The sequence below is a fragment of the Enterococcus avium genome, from assembly GCF_002891025.1.
Classification (GTDB): domain Bacteria; phylum Bacillota; class Bacilli; order Lactobacillales; family Enterococcaceae; genus Enterococcus_A; species Enterococcus_A avium.
The window spans coordinates 690,010-715,911 of sequence record NZ_NBSL01000003.1; the positions used below are offsets into that span (position 1 = coordinate 690,010).

Annotated in this window: 20 protein-coding genes and 1 pseudogene; 19 read left to right on the plus strand and 2 right to left on the minus strand. The window is 37.1% G+C overall.

The window, feature by feature from the left end:
- Nucleotides 1-73 precede the first annotated feature (73 nt).
- Nucleotides 74-868, plus strand: coding sequence for an SDR family NAD(P)-dependent oxidoreductase (locus AUF14_RS18945; RefSeq protein ID WP_016178608.1), 795 nt, complete (start codon nucleotides 74-76; stop codon nucleotides 866-868).
- Between the two features lie 92 nt (nucleotides 869-960).
- Here the strand turns inward: AUF14_RS18945 and AUF14_RS18950 are convergent, their stop codons facing one another.
- A complete protein-coding gene (locus AUF14_RS18950) occupies nucleotides 961-1,788 on the minus strand; it encodes a manganese catalase family protein (protein ID WP_048719534.1) in 828 nt (275 codons plus the stop codon).
- A gap of 488 nt (nucleotides 1,789-2,276) precedes the next feature.
- Between AUF14_RS18950 and AUF14_RS18955 the strand changes: the two genes are divergently transcribed.
- The 18 genes and pseudogenes from AUF14_RS18955 (at nucleotide 2,277) to AUF14_RS19040 (ending at nucleotide 23,731) form a co-directional block, all read left to right on the plus strand.
- The gene (locus AUF14_RS18955; protein WP_016178606.1) at nucleotides 2,277-2,825 is read left to right on the plus strand and encodes a helix-turn-helix domain-containing protein; all 549 of its coding nucleotides are present in this window, start codon (nucleotides 2,277-2,279) and stop codon (nucleotides 2,823-2,825) included.
- Between the two features lie 14 nt (nucleotides 2,826-2,839).
- Complete coding sequence (locus AUF14_RS18960; RefSeq protein ID WP_016178605.1) at nucleotides 2,840-3,478, plus strand: YczE/YyaS/YitT family protein; 639 nt, start codon at nucleotides 2,840-2,842, stop codon at nucleotides 3,476-3,478.
- Between the two features lie 705 nt (nucleotides 3,479-4,183).
- On the plus strand, nucleotides 4,184-9,007 hold the full coding sequence (locus tag AUF14_RS18965; RefSeq protein ID WP_102866497.1) for a Spy0128 family protein: 4,824 nt from the start codon (nucleotides 4,184-4,186) through the stop codon (nucleotides 9,005-9,007).
- Between the two features lie 24 nt (nucleotides 9,008-9,031).
- Entirely contained in the window at nucleotides 9,032-9,733 is a 702-nt protein-coding gene (locus AUF14_RS18970; protein ID WP_048719687.1) for a helix-turn-helix domain-containing protein, read from the plus strand.
- A 216-nt stretch (nucleotides 9,734-9,949) separates the two neighbouring features.
- Complete coding sequence (locus AUF14_RS18975; RefSeq protein ID WP_070503847.1) at nucleotides 9,950-11,452, plus strand: helix-turn-helix domain-containing protein; 1,503 nt, start codon at nucleotides 9,950-9,952, stop codon at nucleotides 11,450-11,452.
- A 144-nt stretch (nucleotides 11,453-11,596) separates the two neighbouring features.
- Nucleotides 11,597-12,427: a CPBP family intramembrane glutamic endopeptidase gene (locus tag AUF14_RS18980; protein WP_016178601.1), complete on the plus strand. Its 831-nt coding sequence runs from the start codon at nucleotides 11,597-11,599 to the stop codon at nucleotides 12,425-12,427.
- A gap of 105 nt (nucleotides 12,428-12,532) precedes the next feature.
- Entirely contained in the window at nucleotides 12,533-14,008 is a 1,476-nt protein-coding gene (locus AUF14_RS18985) for a helix-turn-helix domain-containing protein (RefSeq protein WP_070503849.1), read from the plus strand.
- 148 nt (nucleotides 14,009-14,156) lie between these two features.
- Nucleotides 14,157-14,819, plus strand: a complete 663-nt coding sequence (locus tag AUF14_RS18990; protein WP_070503852.1) for a WxL domain-containing protein — start codon at nucleotides 14,157-14,159, stop codon at nucleotides 14,817-14,819.
- Nucleotides 14,806-15,855 carry a DUF916 and DUF3324 domain-containing protein gene (locus AUF14_RS18995; RefSeq protein WP_070503855.1) on the plus strand — a complete coding sequence of 350 codons (1,050 nt, stop codon included), beginning with the start codon at nucleotides 14,806-14,808 and terminating at the stop codon, nucleotides 15,853-15,855. Before AUF14_RS18990 ends, AUF14_RS18995 begins: the two co-directional genes overlap by 14 nt.
- Before the next feature lie 14 nt (nucleotides 15,856-15,869).
- Nucleotides 15,870-16,217, plus strand: a complete 348-nt coding sequence (locus AUF14_RS19000; protein ID WP_016178597.1) for an LPXTG cell wall anchor domain-containing protein — start codon at nucleotides 15,870-15,872, stop codon at nucleotides 16,215-16,217.
- Nucleotides 16,204-18,291: a hypothetical protein gene (locus AUF14_RS19005; RefSeq protein ID WP_070503856.1), complete on the plus strand. Its 2,088-nt coding sequence runs from the start codon at nucleotides 16,204-16,206 to the stop codon at nucleotides 18,289-18,291. The genes AUF14_RS19000 and AUF14_RS19005 overlap by 14 nt, the downstream gene beginning before the upstream one ends.
- Nucleotides 18,292-18,610: 319 nt before the next feature.
- Nucleotides 18,611-18,931 carry a bacteriocin immunity protein gene (locus AUF14_RS19010; protein WP_016178595.1) on the plus strand — a complete coding sequence of 107 codons (321 nt, stop codon included), beginning with the start codon at nucleotides 18,611-18,613 and terminating at the stop codon, nucleotides 18,929-18,931.
- A gap of 88 nt (nucleotides 18,932-19,019) precedes the next feature.
- Complete coding sequence (locus tag AUF14_RS19015) at nucleotides 19,020-19,709, plus strand: helix-turn-helix domain-containing protein (RefSeq protein WP_102866498.1); 690 nt, start codon at nucleotides 19,020-19,022, stop codon at nucleotides 19,707-19,709.
- Between the two features lie 310 nt (nucleotides 19,710-20,019).
- On the plus strand, nucleotides 20,020-20,529 hold the full coding sequence (locus tag AUF14_RS22965) for a cell division protein (protein ID WP_227656399.1): 510 nt from the start codon (nucleotides 20,020-20,022) through the stop codon (nucleotides 20,527-20,529).
- Nucleotides 20,526-21,852 (plus strand): annotated as a pseudogene (locus AUF14_RS19025) (glycosyltransferase family 2 protein). The gene AUF14_RS22965 and the pseudogene AUF14_RS19025 overlap by 4 nt, the downstream one beginning before the upstream one ends.
- 511 nt (nucleotides 21,853-22,363) lie before the next feature.
- Nucleotides 22,364-22,957 carry an Asp23/Gls24 family envelope stress response protein gene (locus AUF14_RS19030; protein ID WP_070503857.1) on the plus strand — a complete coding sequence of 198 codons (594 nt, stop codon included), beginning with the start codon at nucleotides 22,364-22,366 and terminating at the stop codon, nucleotides 22,955-22,957.
- A 23-nt stretch (nucleotides 22,958-22,980) separates the two neighbouring features.
- Entirely contained in the window at nucleotides 22,981-23,229 is a 249-nt protein-coding gene (locus tag AUF14_RS19035; protein WP_016178588.1) for a GlsB/YeaQ/YmgE family stress response membrane protein, read from the plus strand.
- Nucleotides 23,230-23,239: 10 nt separating this feature from the next.
- Complete coding sequence (locus tag AUF14_RS19040) at nucleotides 23,240-23,731, plus strand: isochorismatase family cysteine hydrolase (RefSeq protein WP_048720000.1); 492 nt, start codon at nucleotides 23,240-23,242, stop codon at nucleotides 23,729-23,731.
- 290 nt (nucleotides 23,732-24,021) lie between these two features.
- Here the strand turns inward: AUF14_RS19040 and AUF14_RS19045 are convergent, their stop codons facing one another.
- Nucleotides 24,022-25,890 carry a sigma 54-interacting transcriptional regulator gene (locus tag AUF14_RS19045; RefSeq protein WP_171030558.1) on the minus strand — a complete coding sequence of 623 codons (1,869 nt, stop codon included), beginning with the start codon at nucleotides 25,888-25,890 and terminating at the stop codon, nucleotides 24,022-24,024.
- Nucleotides 25,891-25,902: the final 12 nt, after the last annotated feature.

The window sequence follows — 25,902 nt, forward strand, 5'->3', positions numbered from 1 at the left end:
ACAGTTGTTCTTTATAACCATTAGAATTTGTGTATCAAGATCGAAGAATAAAGAATAGCTGGAGGAGATAAAATTGGAACTAGATTTAAAAGGAAAAACCGCATTGGTCACCGGTTCAACTAAAGGAATCGGCAAGGCAATTGCCTGGGAACTGGCAAAAGAAGGGGCAAATGTCATCATAAATGGTCGCAATAGTCAGGCAGTGGATGAAGTAGTAATGGAAATAAAGAAACAATTTCCGCAAACAACGCCACAGGCAGCTGCCTATGATTTATCTAAGGAAGACGAGCGTCAAAAACTGTTTGAAGCTTATCCGAGAGTTGATATTTTGATCAACAATATGGGCATTTTTCAGCCAAAGGATTATTTTGATATTACAGATGAGCTTTGGCAGCATTTTATTGATGTGAACTTTTATTCCGGCAATGCACTGGCGAAGTTTTATTTACCTGAAATGTTGTCGACTGATTTTGGCAGGATTATCTTCATTGCGAGTGAAGAGGCGATTATGCCCTCTGGTGAAATGCCGCAATACAGCTTGACCAAAACGATGAACCTTTCTTTAGCTAAAAGCTTATCCAAGCTGACAAAGGGAACCAATGTAACAGTCAATACCATCATGCCAGGCTCCACTTTAACAGAAGGCGTGCAGCAGATGTTGGTGGATATGTATAGCGACACGGATATCCCTGAAAGTGAATGGGAAAGCGATTTTATGAAAAATCATCGACCATTGTCTCAAATTCAACGATTGATCCGTCCAGAAGAAATCGGTCGCTTTGCAGCCTTTGTTTCCAGCCCTTATGCGCGATCCTTCTCAGGAGCAGCATTACGTCTAGATGGTGGATTGGTACCGACAATTTTCTAGAACGATTTATTTATGGATAGCATGTTGTAAAAAAACAACACAAAAAAATGAACCCTCAAGAGAAAATCGCTGAGGGTTCATTTTTAATATTGTTATTTAGCTGGGGGTGTACCGTACATTTTAGGTGTAACAGGATCAAGCTTAGGGGCTTTTCCTTCTACTTTTGGTTCTTTCAAGTAGTTGTATTCACCTTCACCGTCTAATGCTTTTCCTTTGGCCCAGCTGCCTTTTTTGCTTTCTTCGCCTTCAGAAAAGTTGTAGAAATCATAAGCGATATCTAAACGTTCATTCTCTCTTGGGAACGTACTAGGAACTAAAATACTCTTTTCCTTTTCTTCTAGTTCTTTGACAGCAGTTGCCCATAAGTTTTGGTGATAGCTGTCGCGGGCTAATAGTACGGATAGTAAATCTTTAACGCCTTTATCTTCAATCATTTCGTAAATTCTGGCTACTTGCAGGCGGCCTTGGGATTCCGCATTTAGGTTTGCTCGGAAATCAGCTAGTAAATTACCGCTGGCAATGATATAACCGCCGCTCCAAGGATTTCCTACACTGTCAGCAGGACGTGGTCCTAAGCCAGCAACAATTGCCTGTTGCGGATTCATACCAGCAATTACAGCGCCAATAGCAGGATCATTTTTCATTGCTGATTCTTGATCTTCAACAGGGGCGCCTTCTAAAAGTCGAGCCACCATCGTTGCCAACATTTCTACGTGGCCAATTTCTTCTGTTGCGATATCCATCAGCATATCTTTGTATTTTTCTTCTCCGCGCATGCTCCAGCCTTGGAACAGGTACTGCATAGCAACGCTCATTTCGCCGTATTGTCCACCAATCAATTCTTGAAGATACTTCGCAATTAGAGGATTCGGACTATCCGGTTTTGCTTCAAACTGTAATTCCTTTTTGTGTAAAAACATATCAATATTCACTCCTATTTATTTTTTACATGAACCAATAACAGTTCATTGTATTTAGTTTTGGATGGTGATTTTATTGAATAGTAAAAAGCTAAAATACGTCAATAAAAGCTTATTTATTCACCAGTAAAAATTTGTTTGGTAACTTTATAAATTTAAAAAATGCTTTACTAACGATCGTTTAGCTCTTACATTAGTTTCTAAAGATACGAAGGAAATAATAAGAAACTTAATCTGTTTATCTATAAAGTAATGCTTGTTGTATAAAATAGTGTAAAGGATAACTTTTTTTTTGAACAGAAATATGCTTAAAAGAGTAAAAATGGGGACGCGTATAGGAGAAAATAAACATATTTTCAAGCGCTTGTTGTGTATTTGGAATTAAGGAAAACATAAAGCTCAGCCTTTAATGATGTTGACAAACACGGTGTTATCTATTAAATTTACACTATAGTGGATTTTATTCGAGATAGTAATTGGAGGATATTATGATTTCAGCAAATGAAATTGTCAGTCGAAATATTAAACGAATTCGCCAAGAAAGAAATCTGACCTTAGATGATCTGGCGCGATTGTCCGGCGTTAGTAAGAGTATGCTAAGTGAGATCGAGCGTTGCGCCAAAAGTCCGACGATTTCGATGCTAGAGAAAATTTGTACAGGAATTCATATTCCTTTAGCCCAGCTGACTTATATGGAAACACCGGACGTGTCAGTAATCAGAAAAAGTAATAGTAAGCATTATTCAACTTCAAAAGGGTTTGATACGTATAATTTGTTTGAGTTTGATCCGGATAAAAAATTTGAAATGATGCGTCATGTGATCGCGCCTCACTCGGAGCGCTTATCTGAATATCATGAAGCCGGAATCAGAGAATATATTATTTGTACACAAGGGGTATTGGCTATTCAGGTTGGTGAAAAGAGTTTTGAACTAGAAGAAGGAGAAGCAATTCAATTTTTAGCAAATTGCAATCATAAGTATGCCAACCCGACGAATGAGGAAACACATATTTTGATGCTGATGTTTAGGGAGTAGAAAGAGGGGATTGAATGAAAGGGTATAGTGTTCGGTTGGTAAAGTTGGTATTTGGTTTGTTTTTATTCGCATTGGGTTCGTTTTTAACGATTCAGGCAAATATCGGCTTGGCTTCCTGGGAGGCCTTCAGTATGGGATTAGCTTATCTGACAGACCAAACGTATGGCAATATTTTGATCATTAGCGGATTTGTCATTTTATTGGTTGATGTAGCTTTAAAGGAAAAAATTGGCTTTGGAACAATTCTTAACACGATTCTGATTGGAACTTTCGTGGATCTGATTCAAGCTGTGGATCTGATTCCTCAAATGAACAATTTTTTCTCTGGCGTTTTGATGCTGTTACTTGGGCAACTGTCGATTTGCATTGGGAGTTATTTTTATATTGGGGCTTCGCTTGGCTGCGGGCCGCGTGATGCTTTGATGGTTGCGTTGGGAAAACGTCTGCCGAAGGTTCCCATCGGAATTGTTCGCGGTGTAATCGAGGGCACGGTTCTGCTGATTGGTTGGCTATTGGGAGCAAAGGTGGGAATTGGAACAGTTATTTCGGTCTTTGGAATCAGCTTCATTTTAGAGGTGACCTTCAATATTTTGCACTTTGATGTTACGAACATTGAGCATGAAAGCATCGTGGATACCGTGAGAACATTATAAAGCTAAATTTAATCCAAAGAAAAACGAATTGTCTTTTATAGGCGGTTCGTTTTTTTGTAGCTGCAGTCAGAAGCTCCTATTTAGGAATGAAAACCAGATTTTTTAACATATAGTCAGACTCCTCTCGAATGTGACAAAAAAACATTCAATAACAACAGAAAATGACCTCTTCTAAAGAAACGTTTAAATAACAACGTTTCTTTAGGTTATCAATGAAAATTTATTTGTAAATTAAATATAAAGGTTAGTTGACAAGAAAATAATTTTTTTCTAAAGTCCGTTAATTAAATGACTAGAAAACAAGAAGCAATGTTCGGCGTGTATTTTGGGAAGAAAAATACGAAATGAGAGATCTGTTTATGATAGCAGGTCTTTATTTTTTTGCTCTTTTAAAGTTTATATTTTGAATAGGACGTTAATATAGACTTATTTTATTATTTTTGTCATTTTCAGACCTCTAATTTGACTAATAATAATAGATGAGAAAGAGCCTATTTATTGTATAAATTGAAGCGGCTTTTCTCAGATCTATAGCCTTGGAAAATGGAAGAAAAGCTAGTCAAAAGGTTGGGAAATGCTGGGAAAGTAATAAAGGAGGCGGAAAAATAATAAAAAGCTATAAGACGATTTTAATGGATTAGTTTGTTTAAGGCGGAGAATCAACGCTTAAGCAAATTATTTACATGTATAAGGAGGTTGTGAAAAATGAAACGATTAAAAAAGCTTTGGTCGTTGTCTGCAATAATTGGCATGATGATTAGTCTTTTTCCGATGTCGGCTATTGCGGAAACCGCGGATCAAACGGGAGTAGTCGTTAATCAAGTGACTGTCACAGATACCAATGATCAGGAAATCACAGAGAATCATCGGATAGATCAAAAGACGGCTGTCAAACTGAATTTAAGTTGGGCACTGGCACAACCGACATTGATTGAGGAAAATACCACCACGATTATTGAGTTGCCCGCAAACCTGCATTATCCAGAGCAATCAGGTAGTTTAGGCGAGATGGGGAATTATCAAGTAAAAAATCAACAACTAATCTTTCAATTCAAACAAAATTATCAAAAAACAGCTGATGGACTTGTACCAGATTTCGCTAGTGCAAAATTTTATGAAGGATTGATTGAGGTAACGGCAGAAACTACATCAGATAATGTAGAAGCAGAAACAATCGATTTTGGGAATAATGTGTTGACCAGTATATATTACAACAAAGCTTCAGATCCAGCGCCCGATATCGTCAACCAAGCTGAGGCAGACCAGACAATAGCTAAAAGACAAGCTCGGGCGGATCATGAAGCAAATCTGAACGCTCGTGGCGTGAATTTATTTACCAATATTAAAATTACGGATTTTAATGACCAAGAGTTTAATGAGGAAAATCCGGCTGTTCAAGATGCTAATATCAAGATTCATTTTGATTGGGTGTTGGATGATGCAGAAATTATACAAAATGGTGATTTTTATACGTATCAGCTGCCTGACTATTTTTCTATTCATAATGCCGTAACAGATGTGCTGAAAAATCAGGATGGAGATGTTTTAGGGTCATTCACCTTAGACTTAAATGGGCTTTTAACCGTCACCTTTAATGATAAAGCCGGAAATTTAAGCGAGCGTCAAGGGACGATTGATTTAAGAACAGAACTGAAAATTACTACGGAAAATGAAACAATTGAGATTTCAACTGGGATCACAGATGAGGCTGGAGTAGAAATTAGGATTGTCATTCCAGTCGTAAAAGCGGACATTAGTAAAAGCGGAAAAATTGAAGCTGATAACTCAGTGACATGGACGATCATCTTAAATGAAGAAAGACGTGATCTGAGAAACGCGGTTTTAAGAGATACGATGCCTGAAGGATTATCTGTTTGGTATACCCAGGATTATGTGATGAATGAGAATGGTGAATGGGTAATACCGCCAGCAGGCTTTATTAATTCTTGGATAGCTGGCACAGATTATGTCTACAAATTTACCTCTGGTGTGATGAATCAGCCAGTAAAAATTGTTCTTAAAATGCGGGTGGCTGATGAAAGCAAGAAGGAATTTCTGAATAAGGCAACGATTAGCGGAGATAACTTTATTTCTAATTCGGCAGAGGCGAGTGTGTCTTTCGATGATAGAGACAATTATAAATATTGTACGGATTATGATTTAAATACCGGTATTTTCAACTGGGAAATCAAAGCTACGTATACGACTGATGGTGGAATTCTTAAGGACTGGATGTATTCAAGATATGGTGATCCGAATACAGCAAAACATTATTTATTGAAAGACAGCATCAAAGTGTATGACGAAAATGGCAATGAAGTCGCTAGTGATAAGTGGACATTTTCAGAAGCAGCGGCTGATTATAGAGAAAAAAACGGAGAGTATGTACACTTTACGTTAAATTTTGCAGAAAAAGGCGTTTATAAAGTGAAGTATTCGACCCAAACATTTGATGTGCCAACGCCATTACGAAGTGCTCTTCAGAATACTGCTTTGATTATTGATGGAACAGAAAGTGAAGAAATTAATGCGGGAGAAACACCAGATGTTGAAGGAGCATTAGGCATCACCAAAACAGCGCCGAGTAAGAATTATGCGACGAACACAATCAGCTGGCAGGTAGTATTGAACAAAAATCGTCTTTTAATGAAAGATGCGATCATCAAAGATAGATACACCACTCTTTCTGGAATAAATAAGAGTGCGCTTCAATTGATTGAATCATCGCTTGTAGTAAAAGCTAACGATGGAACGACTGATAAGGTTTTAACTAAAGATAGCGACTACGTTCTGGAAAAAGTCGATGGCGATGAAGATTACTCGTTAGGATTTAATATCCGATTAATTGGAGCTTATGCAACAACAAGCGATCAAATCACCTTTAATTATGAGACACACTTCTTCATGGACAAACAGCCACATCATGATACGGGTACTACACAGAGATTTGATAATAGCGTAGTGGTAACGTATACCGGTGAAGATGGAAAAAATCACACAGATGGTGCAGAACTTGCCACATGGGTGAGTACACAGTACGCATTTAATGGTTTAAAATATGGGAAATATCTTACAGAAGGGGCAGATGTAGCCAAAGCCTTTAGTCATAATAATCCATTCTTAGAAACAACCGCAGGAGAAAATAGTGTGTACTGGACAGCGTTGTTTAATACATGGAAAACAACCATTCCTAAAGAGACAACGATCAAAGAAGCATTAGGCGAGGGACAAACGCTTAAAGAACTTGTTATTTACGATGTCGATGTGGCTGCTAGTAAGCTAGAAGCTGCTCAATTAGGAACGAAATGGGAAGTCAATGTTGATTATACGTATGAACTTGATGAAGCTGGGGTTCCAACTATTACTTTATTAAAAGACAAAGGGTCAACCTTCGCCATTTTTGTTTCGGCAGAAGCGGCAGATGAAGTTCCAACTTATAAAAATGTTGCGACGATGACAGTAAAGGATAGTAAACCAATAAAGGTCGAAGGAACCGTTGAAAAAAGTGCGAAGGATGCATGGATTTCTAAGAGCGGGCAACAAGGAACAGGTGAAGACTACCGTTCAATCAATTGGTCTGTTGTTTTAAATAAAGACGGGCATACAATTCACGATCCAGTCGTTAAAGACACTGTAAAAATCAGTGAGCAGACATTTGTTTATGACGCTGATAAAAATGTAGTGGTAAAGGTCTTTAAGGCAAAAAATAATGGTTCTGGAACATTTGTTAAAGATGGCGAGGCTCTTGTGTTTACAGAGGAAAACAGCCCTGTGGTTACTTCGGATTCTGCAGCAGGAACTCAAACATTAACCATTCATCTAGGTGAGACGATCGATTCTGCTTACATCATTGAGTATCAAACATTGCTAGATCCGGGGATTCAAAATAATGAAGTGATTGCAAACGAGGCATCACTTTATGGTAAAGACATCCAATTTCATGAAGTAACGAAAACTGTGACCGTGAAATCTACAGATGGTGAAGGAACTTCAAGTGGGAAAAATGGCTCGATCACCTTCCGGAAACTAGATGAGAACGATCAGCTAATTACTACAAGTTCAGCCTTTTTCGATCTTTATCGAAAGGACACTGAAGGCAATCTAACACTGATGCTTTCAAATATTGAAGTAAAAGGCGATAAAATCATTGAAAATGGTGCGGAAGTCGATCACCTGTCTAATTTACGTTATGGAACCTATGTCATTGTAGAAAGTCAAGCACCTGAAGGATATGTGAAGGACAACCAAGAGCATGAGTTTATCATTTCTAGAGAACGAATAAATCATACATTCTCTTTAGAAAATCGAAAAGCTTCTTCAAAAATTGAATTAACGGCGAAGAAAGAATTAAGCGGACGACCTTTAAAAGCTGAAGAATTCAGCTTCAATCTGAAAGGTGAAGGCGTGGATCAAATCCAGAAAAATGCGGCAGATGGAACGATTACATTTGATGCGATCGAGTATGGTGAAGCCGGAACTTACGAGTATACGATTTCCGAAGTGATCCCAGCCGAAAAAGAAGCAGGCATTACCTACGATGAGACAACGTACAAAGTAATTGTGACGGTAGAAGAAAAAGCTGGTGAGCTGGAAGCAACAGCCGAATACGAAAATGTGGAAGTCGGAGAAGTACCAACACTCAAGAATACCTATGCAGTGACACAGGGAAGTATTCGTTTAGAAGCGCAAAAAGAATTAACAGGTCGAAAGCTAAAAGCCGAAGAATTTAGCTTCAATCTGAAAGGTGAAGGCGTGGATCAAACCCAGAAAAATGTAGCAGATGGAACGATTACATTTGACACGATTGAGTATGGTGAAGCAGGAACTTACGAGTATACGATTTCCGAAGTGATCCCAGCCGAAAAAGAGGCCGGAATCACCTACGATGACACTATTTATAAGGTGTTCGTGACTGTTGAGGAGAAAGCTGGAAAGCTTGAGACTACCGCTGTTTACGAAGGAGTTGAAGCTGGAAAGCAGCCGATTTTCACGAATCATTTTACTCCAGATAAGGAAATTCCGCCGGGTGAACTGCTATTGAAAAAGACAGATAGTAAAACTGGCAAGAGATTAGCAAATGCAGAATTTAAATTAGTAACTGGCGAAGATAAAATAGTCGAGGGTCAGGAAATGATCGTCACCGGTAAGGATGGAACGATTCTTATTAAAGGTTTGACTGATGGAAGCTATAAGCTGATTGAAACCAAGGCGCCAAAAGGGTACCAATTAGATGCAACACCAATTGAGTTTTCAGTAAAAGATAATCAACCAAATATAAAAGAGGTTACCAAAGAAAATACGCCAATAGCAGAGCCAGAGATAGAAAAAACAAAGGATGAGACGAAGAACAGTGTCACGAAGAAGAATACGACGACCCATCAAACTACAACGAGAAGCACATCTACAACTTCTAAACGTTTGCCAAGTACAGGAAGTCAAAACAGAGGCATCTGGAGCACTTTGGGCATTTTAGTCCTATTGATTGTATTGGGAGTAGTTGTATTAAAAGTCAGAAAAAAGAGCATTTAAGAAAACATGAAATGAGAGGATTTAATGACAGTCTTACTTTTAACAAAAAGTTATTCATACGAACAGGATTTTGTAAAAAAACTGAATGATTTAGGGTATGAGGTGCTATGCAGTAATCAAGTACTTTTGGATTTGCAAAGTACAGATAAAGAGGAATTTTCTAGCGAGCTTGATTATTTTGATACAGTAATTCTAAGCGAAACCATTTCAGATCAGGAAGTAGCAACTTGTCTAGAAACATTGAAATTGTTTCACTGCAGACTCATACGAAAAACAATTTCAGAGCTAGATGAGGAGACTCGTGAGCAGTGGAAGCAACAAGGAGTCGAATTGATTGTTTCCCAGAAAGTAAGCTTTGAAGAATTACGCGAGCAGATGTCAATTCGCGAGAAAACGGAGCAAAAAAGCAAACCTACGCTGACAAAGGAAAAAGATATTGATTTGGAAAATTTCGATTACCGCTTAACAAAGCAAGAATATCGAGTCTTTCGCTTGCTGAAGCAATCAATAGGAAAATGTATTTCTCGAACGGAGATGTGCTATTACTTGTGGGAATCTGCACCTTCAAGAGCGAAGGAAAGCCGTCTGTCTGGCATTATCAAGTCGCTTAAGAAGAAAATGGGCGAGCACGGATTAGATGAATCCCAGCTGCAAACCTCTTGGGGAAACGGCTATTGCTTGAAAAAGGTTGTTTCTAAAAAAGCCTCTGTTACAAATCAAGTGTGATGAAATGTGTATAAAAAATGAATTAGTCGATGGAGCATCAAAATATAGGTCATAATTTTTTCAGACTTCAATGAAAGCAGTAAAAAATCTTCGGATTTTATCCTTCGAAAATTTTTTTACTGCTTTTTTGTCTAAAAAAACAGTGAGTGAATTATTTATGATCAATAAAAATATTGTTATATTTTTAAATTAATAAAGAACAAAGGAGGTTTTCAGGTGCTAGATTCTTTTATAAAGGGACAAGATCAACTAGTACAAAAGGTTTTCACGTACTGCTATCGATCGTATAACTCTGTTTTCAGTTATAAAGAACTTACAGAAGAACTGAGTATTTCCTATTCTATGTTAAGACAAGTATTGGATCAGATAGAAACGATTCAACAGAGTTACCCTGAATTTTCGATAGAGCGAGAGAATAAGGAAGCCACAATTAAGTTTTCCGAAAGATTTCTGCTAAATAAAATTCGAGTGGATTTAACCAAATCAACGCTGCCCTTTATTATTTGGGACGCTATTTTTAATCAGAAATTCAAATCCCTGGAATCGTTTAGTCAAAGTCAATACCTAAGTCGTCGAACGGTCCAACGACAAATTGGAGAATTTAGTCCAATTTTGGCTCAATATCAAATCGGTTTGAATTTAAAAAAGAACGGGTATTTAATTGGAGATGAGTTTCGTATTCGTTTTTTCTTTCATAGTTTTTATTGGCATATTTATGATGAAATTGACAGCAATCGTCCTCCGATTGTTCAAAAAAGTGCGACTGTGATCTATCAAAGTTTAACTGAATACTTTCCTTTTCTTAGACATGCAGATAAGGAGCGTTTTATCAATTTTCTGGCAGTGACTGTTATGCGTATTAAACAGGGCTATTTGATTCAAACGATACCGGAAACGGTCAGAAAGTTTTTTAATCCCTTTATTTCCAAAGAGCTTTTTGAAAAAGAAATACTTGTTCCTTTTTTTGAAGCCAACCTACTTTTCGAAAAGGATTTACCTAGTGATGAATTCTTGTATATCTATTATATGTTTACCGTAGGACAGAGCTATTCTCAAGAAACGCTACAGCAGATTCAATTACAATCGCCGACTTTTCTAAGTGACTATCGACGCTTAATTGACGAATGGATCATTCAGATAGAGGAGCATTTACAATATCGTTTCGGGCAGGATGAAAAAAGATTTCTATTTATTAATACCACGTATATTTTTTCTTTTTTATTAACATTTGGATTAGGGAAACAAATCGATTCCTTCGGTGATTATATGACAATTTCTGAGGTTGAGGACCAGTATCTTTATCTTTTTGATCTCCTGGAAAGGATCGCTCACAGTGTGGATACGCCGAATGAAAAATGGACCAAGACAATCAATTCAAATTCCTTTAAATATTATGTTTCACAACTGCTTTATCATATTCTGATGGACCGCGATCTACCTATCCGTGTGGCGATAGAGTCCAAAGGGCGGGGACTAGAAGAACAGCTGCAGAAACAAACTTTGGTGCGAATCAGTCCGCGCCCGATTATTATTGTCGGTATTCGTCAAAAACCGGATGTTGTGATTTCCGATTACGCGATTGATTTGTCTAAGTATTTTTCTCGCGATTTGCCGCATCTTTTTCAATGGGACGAAAAGCAGTATCTTTCAGATTGGGTTCGAGTAATTACCTTTATCAATAAAATTCGTGATCAAAAATACAATCAGTTATTATCGTAAAAAGACTGTCGGTGCAACTAGAAAATGATCGCGAACAGTATGATTTTTTCGCGTTTGATTCATTTTTTATTTGATTGAAAAGAACAAATTCTGGCTGAAAATAGCAAATAATGCTAATATGCAAAATGCAAAGGGGGAATTTGTATGAAAAAAGAATATTTTTTAAAAGGGTTAGCAGTAGTTATCGCCTTATTTGGATTCGTATTGGGGATGATAAGTAATAATGCAGTCGCAGGACTATTTCCTGCGAGTATGCTCTTAGTAAGTGCATTGGTGAGTACAGTAGTCCACATTTCTATTTGCTTATTGTTTTTCTATTTTGCTAGTAGGGTGGAAAAAAAGACGATTCGTAATTATGGAATGAGCTGGAACAAGGGTGATGGGCGTCAGTTAATTTATGGACTATTAGCAGGAATCGGTGTATTTTTGCTTATTACGGGGACACTTTATTTACCAGGACTTTATCAGTTGAAAACAGGAAATCAAAATCTGTATAAATTACTTGTTAATTTTGTGATTTTTGTGGCTGTCGGTACGAGTGAAGAGTTATTTTTCCGTGGGTTTATTCAGCATCGGCTGTTAAAATTTGGACCAATTATCGCCTTACTAGGTTCAGGTCTTCTTTTTGCTTTAGTACATGCTCTAAATCCGAATGTAAGCTTACTAGCTTTAGTGAATGTTTTTCTCGCCGGATGCTTTTTTGGAGTGTTGATGTATAAAACTGGAAGCTTGCTTGCAGCGATCGGTGCTCACATTACCTGGAATTGGGTGCAAGGTTCCTTATTGGGGATTCCAGTCAGCGGAACTACCGAATCTGGATACTTTAGAACGATCATTCATGGGGACAACCCGCTACTAACTGGAGGACAGTTCGGAGCAGAGGCAGCACTGTCAACAACTATTGTCTTAGCTGTTCTTACTCTAGTCCTTCTACTTTATTTATATAAAACGAAACAAATCAACAGCATCGTCTGATAAGTGATTAGTGATGATCAGAACAGACTTCCTTCGAATCTGAGGGAAGTCTATTCTTTGGCTGGTCATTACGTGCTGAGAAGAAAGGGTTAGGAGTTAAAAGAAATGCAAACGTTTTTAACAAAAACATCTGTAAAAAAAGTGGTCCTACTTGATCACCTGCTGGAGAAAAATGATTGGTGCACTATAAAGGAATTGAAAAGCTTGCTCAAGGTTACAAATAAATCTGTCTTACACTACATTGAAGAATTATCAGGACTGTTTGAGATCTATGATGGTAGAATTTATCTGTTAAATGATGAAAACAAACGCTTCTATGTCAAAAAGGAAGAGGATTTTCCAATCTATGCAATCTACCTTCATTTCTATAAAGCTTCGTACAATTATCAGCTAATCGATTTTATGTATCGTCAGCCTGAAAAGTCGTTAAAGGATTTTGCGGAAAAGCAATTTACGAGCGTATCGACTGTTTTTCGGTATGCAAAGTTACTTGGTCCGTATTTCGAGCGTTATCACATTGACTTTCAGCCCTATAAGCTCTATTTACAGGCAGAGGAACAAAGAATTCGTTGCTTTTACTATTACTTTTACTGGCATTCAACGCGGGAAAATATTGGAAGTTGGCCCTTTGCTACAAAGTTAAACAAGATAGAATCCTATATAGAAAGCTTTGAAGAAAACTATCGAATTTCGTTGGAACCATTGCAGAAACGTATATTTTCTTATTGGCTGGCAATAACCTTGGAAAGAAGTAAAATCGTCAATATATCAATTCACACTAGCGTGAAGGCGGTCATCGAATTAGATCCATATTTTGAACGACTGAGACATTGGCACAACGAAACCGACATGGTCTTAAATAATGATGAGCTGTTTTTTCTCTATCAAATCATTTACTCCTTCGGCATTATTGATGGGAACAAATGCTATGAGAATAGTTACGCCACGGCACATCAAAAGGCTAACACCGATTCTTATCGAGCGGTGGAGAATTTAGCTGCTGCTTTGAGACAGGAGTTCAATTTTGAATTGGCTGTAATGGACCAAGAGCTATTATTTAATTTTATTGCCTTTCATGAGAGGAGCCTATTTTTTTATGGAAATACTGATCTCTTCTTTAATCGTTCCTATCAAAATGAGGTTCTTGCGGAGAAACCTAGGAATTATCATATAATTAACATGTTTCATAAAACACTGAATCAAATGGCAGATAAACAAGTATCGGCTATTTTAGAAAATTGGGAGCAGCTATTTTTAAACTATTACTTTGTTTTAGATTATTACGGACTGTTTTTAAGCAGCTTTAAGCCTTTAAAGGTATTAATTCAAGATGATCTGCACCATACTCATCGCTTATGGTTGATGAATAAAATCAATGTACAATTTGGTCATACGTATACTTTTGCATTTTATGATTATAAAACAAAGGCCTCAGAAGTAGATTTAGTCGTTTCTAACTATTATTTCAATACTGGAGATACACCGTTGGTATTAATGAAAAACATCCCCACTGAAAGAAACTGGCGACAATTAGGGAAAGTTATCTATGACATAGCCAATCAAAAAGACGCATGGACGTAAAAGTCGATGCGTCTTTTAATTTGATGAAAGAAGTATTTCTAATTTTTTTCCGGATTTAGGAAAATTTTCGAACTAGAAATAGTAAGAGGTCCATGCGAGAATTGATTTAGTTGAATTAGACTAATTATTATTTAGGAGGAATTATAGAATGAAAAAAACGATAGTTACGACCGCCGCACTAGGGTTATTGGCATTAAGTGCGACAAGTACGACTGTTTTTGCTACTGACTTTACAGCAAATACGAACAAAACAACAGACGTAACCTTCACTGCAGGATCGGGAGAAGATGTGGACCCAATTGTTCCAGATGATACTCATGATGATGATCCAGGTACAGGAGGTACCGGAGCCCTATCTATTCCGTATGCATCAAATATTACATTTGGTCAACAAGAAATCAGACAGGGAGATACAGATTACTTTGCAATGAATCAAAAGCCACACGTGCAGGTAAACGATACTCGAGGCGGAGCAAAAGGTTGGACACTTGGTGTAACTATCTCTCCATTTGTAGGTGAAAATGGCAAAGAGCTAACTGGAGCAAAAATGTCGTTAGCCAATGGGAAAGTCGTGACAAAAGACAATGAATCAGTAGCGCCTAAAATGGCAAATGATTTCTTTGAATTGAGTGATGAATATCAAGATGTAATGTTGGCAAAAGAAGGACAAGGTGCTGGAGGTTTTGCGGCAGTCTTTGAGGGCCAAGACGGTCAAAATGAAAATGTGAAGCTTCACGTACCGCGTGCTGGATTGGAAGCACAAAGCTATACGGCAGATTTAACATGGGTGTTAACTGATGCGCCAGCGTAGGAAGCTAGGAGGGTGGGGGAAGAGATTCCCCCTCTTTTTTATTCTTTGTTTTGTTAGCTTAGCAGTTCTTTTTTTACCAACTCATACTTTGGCTGAAGAAAAAAACACGACAAATAAGGTCAGCTTTGATGCTCAAGCAGTTTTACCTGATAATCAGCAATCTGAGGCAAGCTATTATGATCTGAAGGTGCAGCCTGGTGCTGAGCAGGAGCTAACACTTAAGCTGCAAAATACAAGTGAAAAGCAGATTCAGGTCATCGTTGAGGGAAATAACGCCATTACTAATAAAAATGGTTCAATTGATTATTCAAAGCATGGAGCCAAGCTAATCGGCGGACCCTCTTTTGAAGAACTTATCTCTGAGCCGCAGACAGTTACACTGAAGCCAGGAGAAGCACGAGATGTAAGCTTTCAATTAAAAATTCCTGCTGAGGGATTCGATGGAACGATTCTAGGCGGTTTTTATTGCTATGAAGATACGAAAGGGCAAGAAAAAAAGGATGAAGGGTTCAGCCTTAAAAATAAATTTGCCTATACTATTGGTGCCAAACTCAGCTGTTCGGATAAAGAGATTCAACCAGGATTGGCTTTAAAAAAAGTGACTCCAGGATTAGACAATGGTTATTTGACAGTATTTGCTGAGATGGAAAATACGCAGCCCATACTGATGAGCAAATTGGCTATGCATGCGACGGTGACAAAAAAAGGTCAGAAGGACATACTGAAAGTCTTAGATAAAAAAATCTCCTTTGCACCGCGAACCAACTTCCGTTTGCCAATCAGCTGGAATAACGAGCCTCTTAAAAAAGGCAAGTATGAACTAACAATGCATTTAAAAAATGATGCTGGAAAGAAATGGGTGTTTAGAAAAGAGTTTGAAATCAAAGGTACGGATGAAAAATTGAATAAGCAAGCAGTAGAAGTAAAAGACACAAAGGATTATAGCTGGTTGCTTTATTTAATTGGGATCGTATTCTTGGGAATCATTCTTGGTTTAATCGTGTATATTTACAAATTAAAAAGTAAAGATCGATAGAGCGGGGGAGAAAAATGAAAAAAGTTTTGAGCTTCTTGCTTTTGGCGTTATTGATAGGGGTATCTATGCCAGCAGAAGCTGCTGAACAAGCCAAAAGTGAAGTGGGTATAACATTTTATCAACCTAGTAATAAAAATCAAACGATACCAATGGAGAAGGTATCGATGAATGATTCCAAAAATGACGCACCTCAAATGGGGGCAGTCGCAACAGGATCAGGTTCTAAAATGTACCCAAAGACAAATGAAGAAAAATCACTTTTATTCGGAGGAATCGGCCTGCTGATTCTAGTTTTAGTTGTTTTCATCTACTCGTTGAAAACGAAACTTAGAAATGAGGCGATGCAAGATGAAAAAGCGTAGTCATTTATTGTTTTGGCTAATATTATTTGCAGGTGTTTTCTGGAACTCAGTCAGAGTAGAGGCGGCACCTAGACCTCTGACAGATCTAGGGTACTTCCATTGGGCAAACCAATCAGTAACACCGGCAGAAAATACCTTCATCATGCATTATGGAAAAAATACGACTGTTGAAGCGCTTGAAGGAGATGTCGGTTCAGATTATATGTCGGTTGATCGAAAGACAAATAGAAGTAAAGCGTTAGTGAAAAATGTCGGTTTCTATGAGGGAAAAGAAGTAAGCTTACTGATAACAGTGGAGAGAAATAAAAGCAATTTAGATGGCGGGACCATCAGCTTCACAAAGAGCTATTTTCTGGGAATTGATATTTCAGGTGAAATGATCGTCACTTATGATTTTTTGGACAAAAATGGTCAGCCTATGGAGATAAAAACCGCGTTTAATTATTATGGGCTAAATCGAAACAAATATATTGGCTATAAAAATCCAGGCACAATAATTGATTCATTGTATGCGGAAAATCCAACACATATTCTTTATGATACTTGGGACGGAGGGGGAGATAAGTATTGGTTATATCTAAAAAATATCACCGCTGGAATTCCTTGGCGCGATCCGCGTCAGCGTTTTGAAATAACAACAAATGCTGTTTCTACTATCACGTTTATGGTACACAACAACGATGTTACTCCTTCGTCAATTGTTTATTTCACAGATTTTATAGCCAAACCAGAATTTCCTCCTGCTTACGCTGTAGATTCAGAATTTGAAGTAGCAAATAAAGATGTTTATTTGAAGGCACAACAGACGATGCCAAATGTTGATCAATGGTCAAAAACAAATCAAATGGAAATTGATTTTAATTTGGAGCAGGTGAATCAGACAAGACAATATGAGCCAGAAAAAATGAGAATAACTAATATAATTGGAGAGGATCTTACCGATTTATTTAGTTATCAGGTCACAGATGACAACCATGTGATAATTAAAGCTAAGAATCCAACAGATAATCGTCTATATGACACCGTTCTTCAATATAACGTATATCTAAAATGGATCGGAGCAGAAAATCCTGTTGATTCTTCTGCTGTTTCTGATGGGAAATTAAGCTTGCCGTTTAGTGTACAAACTATTTTTGATGGAAAAAATTTAGGAGAAAAATCAGCGGCTTCAGTAATCAATTATGGTGCAAAAATAACTATAGCCTTTTTAGACGAAAGAGACAACACGTTACGTGAGTCGATAACGAAAGAAGGAATCCTAACTACACCCTTTGATTTATCTAATGATTATCCAGAAATTCCTGGATATGAACCTATCAAGGATAATAAGCAAGACAAGGGAATCTTCTTGCCGGATGAACAGATGATTGTTCATCGTTATCGTGAAAAAAAGGTATTGCAATTCAAACTGAATGATAATGAAAATCCGCTCTACATCTCGCGTTTTACTAATTCACGCGAACTTTCATATACGTTTTCGCACGACACTGGTGCTAAGGTGTATCTGATGGCTCGTTGCGGTACTGAAGAAAAAGTACTAAAGGAATACGCAGACGCTCCTGAAAATATGGTAGATAAGGTTAAGTTCACATTTCCTGAAAATTGGCTAGATCAAGAGATTTTCTTCTATATAAAGGACGATAACAATCAAGAATCTGAAAAGGAAAGTAGAATTATCAAGAAAGAATCTAGTCCTAAGCTTATTATTCCTAATACGATTAGTTTCGGTGAAAATGAGATTCCAGCGATGGATAAGATAATCTCTGCAACCACGAAGGAAGAATTTGGGGTTGAGGATGTAAGCAAGCTGGATAAAAGTCACTGGACAATTAAAGTAAAAGAAGAACAGCCGCTAACAAATGAAAAAGGCCAGGTACTCGCTCAAAGATTAAGCTATAAAAGCCAGAAGCAAGATGTTCCAATTAATGAGGACAATCAACCGATCTGGGATGGAAGCGGCAGTACGAAGGTTAGTTTGGCGGAGCATTTGCAATTAGCAATTCATCCCTCAGACACAGTCGGCACATACAATGGCGTATTGTGTTGGTCACTTGAGGATGTACCAGAAGAATAAATCAGTAGTAACTGTAAGGTACTAAAAAACATAATGAAACACTTCCTAAGCTGTGCAAAATGGGTGGATGTAAGAGCAGCGATAAGGGAGTTTTAATATGAAAAAGTTTGAAGTAAAACATTTCACACGACTTCAGGTTCGATAATTAATAGCCTCAATTGAAAAAAAGTCTTATTCGTTTGAAGAATGAGGTGAAGGATTTGATTCCTCCAATGTTTTGTTTATTTCGTCTATGGAGCAGTGCATATACTCGCGCTTACTTTTTTACTAGCAATTGAAAGATCAAATAACAGTAAAACGCTTTTTTAGGAGGAAGACAATGGGAATAAGTGTATCTACTAAAAAGATTGTTTATCAGTTGTACAATCATTTGATTGCTCGTGCTGATAAAAATAAAGGATTAAGGGATATCACTGATGTTCTGCTACAAGTCTATACTGAGATAGATTCTTCGAAATACCCAGAATTGCTTGAAAATAGGCTAGTAAATTATATTTTGATAGTTGCTGTAGACAATCATGTACTTTTTGACACGTATGAAAAGAAACGTATTTTAGAATTAGAAAATATTGCAAAAAATTTGGGAGCTACTATCAATTACCAAGCCGGGTGTGTATCTAAGGCACAGTTTTACGAGTAGATTTGAGCATCAAATAAAAATAGATTTAAGCAGGGTGAGGAAAATCAAAATATTAATACTAACTCATAATATTTTAAACGAGTGCTCTATGCAGGAGAGTTTACAGAAGTTCAATTATGAAGTCTTCGTATCAAAAACGATGCTTGATGACATATTACGCATGAGTGTTCAAGGGAGTATTCGTTTTTTTCAACTTGTCATATTGAGTGAATCTTTATCTAACAAAGAAGTAGAAATGATTGTTCCTCAATTAAAGGAAAAACGAGTTTTTGTTTTCAGAGAATATTTAAATGAGCCAATTGACAATGAAAAAAACAGTATAAAAGACTTAGCAATTGATAAATGGATACCAAAAGATATCGGGATGGATCTTTTACGTGAACTGATAAGTGATTGTGCTGGTATTGCAAGGAAAGAATCTGAAAAGAAGCATGCCGATAATTATGATTACGATCGAATATTTTTAGATTTCACGAAAAATCAACAAAAATTTTTCCAGAAATTGTACGATGCACATGCTTCGATTGTGTCTAGAGAAGAGTTATGCAAATATATATGGAATAAAGAGCCATCGAATTCAAACTTGGCCCAACTATCAGTTTTATCAAAAGATCTTCGCCGCAAATTGATCAACGAAGGCTTTTCCGAAGATGTTTTGGAAACAGTATGGGGCAAGGGGTATTACTTGAAAAATGAATTTTATGATCTTTGCAGGCGACCTGATAAAAAGTATTCTGATTATTCCACCGAAAGCAACACGGAATGTCAGATTATTTGAGGGGAACAAGCCGCTATTTCTGAGCCTAATAAAGGTAATCTATTCGTAATTGTATAAGTATAAATAAGGAACACACTTATGATCTGTTGATTCAGCTCATAAATGTGTTCCTTTATTTTTGCTTGCATTTTATGGACTAATTTTTTGTAATCTATGTTTCTCTTCATTTTATTTTTACGTTTAGACAATGGAAAACTAATCTGATAAAAATTTACTCATCAGAAAAGCTAAATTATTTGAAAATTTTGCATGAAAACGGCAAACTAAGGTAAATGTAAAAAAAAAATTTGAGTACGAGGAGGGCGACCTTGTGAAGCCAAAAATTAGTCGGGACGAAGTAAAAAAAATGCTTGTTTCTGATTCATATTTTGAGAAAAGACACTACCTGTTGAAAATCCTACAAACGGTGGTTGCCATTTTTAGTTGGCTTTGTGTAGTTGCTCCTTTTATATGGATATTACTGCCATTCATATCTCCGGAGAATGCACGAGAGAATCATATTCTAGTTTATAAGGAAGAAATGCAAACGTTAAAATTTCTGTTCATATTCTTATGTATCATGTTTGTGGTCATCGCGGTGATTTTCATTTTACTGACGATTTGGAATAATTATCGTTTTAAAAATCTTTTACAAAAATCAGTCCAGTATGACGAAGAACGCTTAGATGCCCGTCGGCAGTTACTAAAAGACGAGTATGACAAACGCTTTGGCCCAGAAGAGTTTCGCAGGGAGGTTTGCTACTATTCGGTAAAGGAAGAGCAGAATCTGGATACGGACTTTGTACGAAACCTGTATAAAAAAGGTGGTGTGAAGTTATGATTACTTTTTTCCATACTGGCAATTATATTGTTGATGTCATTTTTACGTTGATGTTCTTGGTACTGATTACTTATCCGATTATTGGCGGCTTTTCTTGGTTTATTGGTGTTTTTTGCTATACTTTTTTGTTCAAGTATCGTCAAAAGGATTGGCACGAGATTCCCTCAGAAATTGAACCTTTTATTACCATCATGGTTCCAGCCCACAACGAAGAAATTGTTATTGAAAATACGATAGAATATTTAATGACAAAAATAAATTATGAGCATTATGAGGTATTAGTGACTGATGATGGCTCTACAGACAGTACGCCTGAAATATTAGCTAGGTTACAAAAAAAGTACCCAAAACTGCGAGTCATCCGAATTGAAAAGAATAAAGGCAAGGCTCATGCTTTTAATATTGGCTTTGCGTTTGCTCGTGGGAAACTGCTTTTGAGCAACGGATACGGTTCCAGAACCTGATTCTTTGAATATGTATGTGAATTACTTTCTTAGATCAGATTCAACGAATATTTCTGCGATTACAGCGAATATGGACGTGCAAAATAGAACCAGACTTATCGCAAAATCGCAAACGGTAGAATTCTCCAGTATCGTAGGCATTATCAAACGAACTCAAATTGGCGTTTTAGGAAGTATCTACGCCTACAGCGGAGCAAATACGATGTATAGAAAAGATGCATTGATCGATGTCGGCTTATTCAGACAAGACAGAGCTACTGAAGATATCAGTATTGCGTGGGATCATCAAATGGATGGCTGGTTATCGCTTTTTGCGCCGCAGATCATGTTTTTCATGGAAGTTCCCGAATCCTTGAAGATGCTTTACCGTCAAAGAAAACGTTGGGCTAAAGGTGGAACAGAAGTTTGGCTGACCAATTTTAGAAAAGTACTGCTGCATCCTTTCAATAATCTTGGTCGTACAGTGATGTTTATTGACCAAACCTTTAGTATCATCTGGTCCTTCTTCTTTTGGATCTCTTCATTTATGTTTGTATGGAGCTTGGCTCGCTTTGCACTAGATGGAAATACGGAACGAATCTATCATATGTTTACGATGGCTTTTCTCTTTGTCTGCTTTGAAATGATCTCAGGAATTCTTCAATTAGTGGCTTCACTGATTGTGGATGATCGTGGCAGGAAAATAAAATATTTATTATTTGCGCCGCTATACATGCTTTTTTATTGGATGATGAATGCAGTAACAATCGTGGTAACATTTATTCCTGCAATAAAAACTATCATGGGATTAGGCTCCGGTACCTGGAAGAGCCCAGAAAGAAAAGGACCGCCACCTGCAAAAAAGGCTTCGGAAGAATAAACTTTAAAAAGATACCGCTGTTTTAGTGCAGGTAGCAAAATAGGTATATGACTGTGCTAAATGGCCTAGTCATATACCTATTTTTTGGAAGAAAAAATGAACTTAGTCAGATGAGTAGAAAGATTTTTTTCAGTTAAAATGAAGAAACGTCTTTTTATTTATTGTTATTTTATTCTATTGAAGATGAACTGAAGAAAAATGACAATAAATCTATAATATAACCGTTTTATTGACAGCTATCTGAAATCAGTTTTTTCGATCAAAAATATGATTTATTTTTTTATATATTGTGACTTTGTAAGCAGATTATTGTTCATACAAAATTATTTGCGTTAAGCTATTAAGTGAAAGTAAGAAGAGGAAAATGACAGCGTGATTTTCCGATAAAATATAAATGGTTATTTTATCATTTGTATGAATAGTTTGAAAAGCTATTCTCTTACTGAACAGGTCAAGATGATCAAATGAGTCATCTGGTAAAAGGAATATCAATTAACAGGAGGAATTTAAGATGGTAGAAAATTACGAAAACAAAAACTTTAATGGCAAAGAAACACCTGAACAAACACACACGAATCAATTTAGCACTAACAAGGATGCACAAGTCAAAGGTGAAACAGTCTATGACGATAAAGTGATCCAAAAAATTATTGGCAGTGCTATTGATAAAATTGATGGCTTATTAACAGTTAATGGTGGTTTCTTCTCGAATGCTGCGGAGAAATTGGTTAACACAGAGAATGTTACGGCAGGAATTGAAACAGAAGTTGGCAAAGAACAAGTAGCTGTTGATATGGATGTTGTGGTCGAGTACGGCAAGGACATTACAGAAGTTGTTGATCAAATTAGACAAGTTACGCACGATGAAGTTGAAAAAATGACGCATTTAGATGTTATTGAAGTAAATATTCATGTAGTAGATATCAAAACCAAGGAAGAATTTGATCAAGATAGTGAAACGGTCCAAGACAAAGTAACAAGTGCAGCGAAAACGACTGGCGAATTTGCCTCAAAGCAAACAGATAAAGCTAAAGCTGCAGTTAACCAAGGTGCAGAAAAAGCACAAGAAAAAATGGCAGACAACCAAGATACACAAGTAAAATAGTTAGACAATAGGAGGAAGTTATTATGGGTTTATTATGGTCATTAATTATAGGAGCTGTTATCGGTGCAATCGCTGGTGCAATCACAGGTAAAGGCAATAGCATGGGCTGGATAGCGAATATCGTTGCCGGTTTAGTCGGTTCCGCTCTGGGACAAGCGTTGCTAGGCTCTTGGGGTCCATCATTAGCGGGGATGGCATTAGTACCATCTATTATTGGTGCGGTCATCTTAGTTTTGATTGTTTCATTTTTCTTAGGCCGCTCAAAGCAATAGGAGGAACGCGATGTTAGTAATTGTAGATATGCAGAATCGAATTTTGGATCCAAATGATGAAAATTATGTTCAGGGTGCAAATACGATTGTTCCTAAAATACTGCATCGTTTAGAAAAGGCCCGTGAATCTGGGGAAATGGTTCTTTTTACTAGAGACATTCCCATCGAGCATAAGAATGAATCAGAAGAGTTGGACGGACTACAAATAATTAAGAAACTAACTCCTTTGCCGGAAGAATACGTGATTAAAAAGAATTACTATGCGTTGCCGCCGGAAGCACTGATCGAGGTTCGAGAGTTGACGGAAAAACATGAACAAGAAAAAAATCACATCGAAGTTGTTGGTGTGGAGCTTAGCTTATGTGTATTAGCGAATGCTTTGGCTTTGCAGGGAGCTCTTCCTGAAGCAGATTTTTATATTAATTCAGAGCTAGTTGCTGGAAATCAATTAAACGAAGCAACGTTGAGTTTACTAAAGAAATTTAATATTGAGATAAAATAATAGAAAACTCTAACCTAAGACCGAAATTCTTCTTAAGTTTGGGTATGATTGCTAAATAGAAATTGGTGATGTATTGCTCTTGTGTTGGATAGGAGTCAAATACATCACCAATTTTTTACTCAATTTGATGAGAAGTTAATTGAAACTAAACCATTGGAGGAAAAGATTTTTTTGAATATCAATCATGCCGAATCCATTAGAATTCAAAAATATTCTGACTCTAGAAGGATTGAATAATATAGCAAACCTATAAAATCATCATAAGCAGTCTATTTATGCCATCTATTCGACTATATAAGTCCATATTTCTTCATTTTTCGCCATAAAGTAGCAGTACTGATGTTCAACTTACGAGCGGTTTCTTTACGATTTCCAAAATTTTCCCGCAGAGTGTCTTCTAGCATTTCTTTCTCTGTTTTAGTTTCGGGAATATTTGCTTTTAAGGTTAATGGATTATTTTGATTAAACTGAAATTCTTGTCGACAAATATCAACTACTGTATTATAGGTAATCTCAGAATAATCTGTCATCACTACACAGCGCTCAATCAAATTGATTAACTGTCGAATGTTTCCAAAATAATCAAATTGCTTGAAATAATCTAAGCTTTTTGTTTGGATCATTAGCTCTGGATAATGCTGGGTCAGGTAATTGGAGATGATCAGTGGAATATCTTCTTTCCGATCAGAGAGTGCAGGCAGTTTTAATTCTAAAACGGCTAATCGATAGAAGAGATCATTTCTGAACTTGCCTTCAAAGGATAAGCTTTGAAGGTCTTTATTTGTTGCACTGATAATTCGAACGTCGACAGGAATCACTTTTTCTCCGCCAACACGGACGATTTCCTTTTCTTGTAAAACCCGCAGTAGCTTTGCTTGGACTTCGAAGTTAATTTCACCAATTTCATCTAAAAAGACAGTCCCATTATGAGCCATCTCAAAAATCCCCATTTTTCCTTCAGTATTTGCACCAGTAAATGCACCTTTATCATATCCGAAAAGTTCACTTTCTAATACTGATGAAGATAGAGCTGCACAGTTGATAGCAATGAATGGTCCATCCTTTCGTGCACTATGAGTGTGGATGCTTTGTGCGAATAATTCTTTTCCTGTTCCCGTTTCACCTAAAATCAGAATACTATTGTCTGATTTTGCGATTCGCTTGGCCCACCCGACAGCCTGATTCATTTGCGGGCTGTTTCCGATAATATCTTCAAAATTCTTATGTGCGACATGACCTTTTGTATAGAGCTGTTTGCGGACTGAGTTTTCAGAAGAAATAATATCGGTCGCACTTTTTAGATGTACCACCGTACCATAGATGGAATCTTCAGAAGTTAAGGGAATCATTGAGAAGACAAACTGTTCTGAATTAATTTCAATCAGTTTATTTTCAATTTGCTGTCCATTTTCAAAGACTACCGAGTAATTTTCGTCCGTCATGATTAAGTCGGTAAAGGTAGTTAGGGGGATTCGCTTTAGAAACTTCTTTGACCGTGAATTGATATAAGAAATGCTTCGATCACATTTGAAGGCAAAAACAGCCTCACCAGCCACATTTAAAATAGTTTGAATAAATTGGTAATTTCGATTTCTTTCTGCTTGAACGGCTAACAGATGACAGGCCTCTTCTAAAGCATCAATCAAAGAGGGCGGGCTGATTTCTAACATAACGTGGTCAGCACCGAGAAATTCACAGGCATTCTTAGTGTTCAAACCACCTACAAACGTATCCACTCCCTGATCCAATCCTTCTTTGACTAATTCCACAAGATCACCGTCTGGCTGTATTTCAAGTGGAAGAAAGCTCTCACCAGAGGTTTCCTGAAACGTTTTAATCATTCGGAAAATAGATCCGTAGCCAATAATCGCAATGTTCTTCGATTGCTTATTGGCTTGCTGAAAGGCTTTTAGAATTTCCTCGTAACAGCAGCGAACCTCGATCACCGGGATATCGTACTTATTTTTTAAACGATCATAGTTTTGACCGCGAGCAATAAATAGCTTCGCTCCTTGGTTGTAATAGTATTCTCCTAATTCCTCCGTTTTCTTTCCAACTGCTTCAGTAACAATAAAGCCTTCATATTTTGGATTATTTTCCACAAGGTAGGTTACTTCACGGGTAAAATTCTTTTGTCCAGAAAAAATAACTGTCTCCATCATTTCAACTCC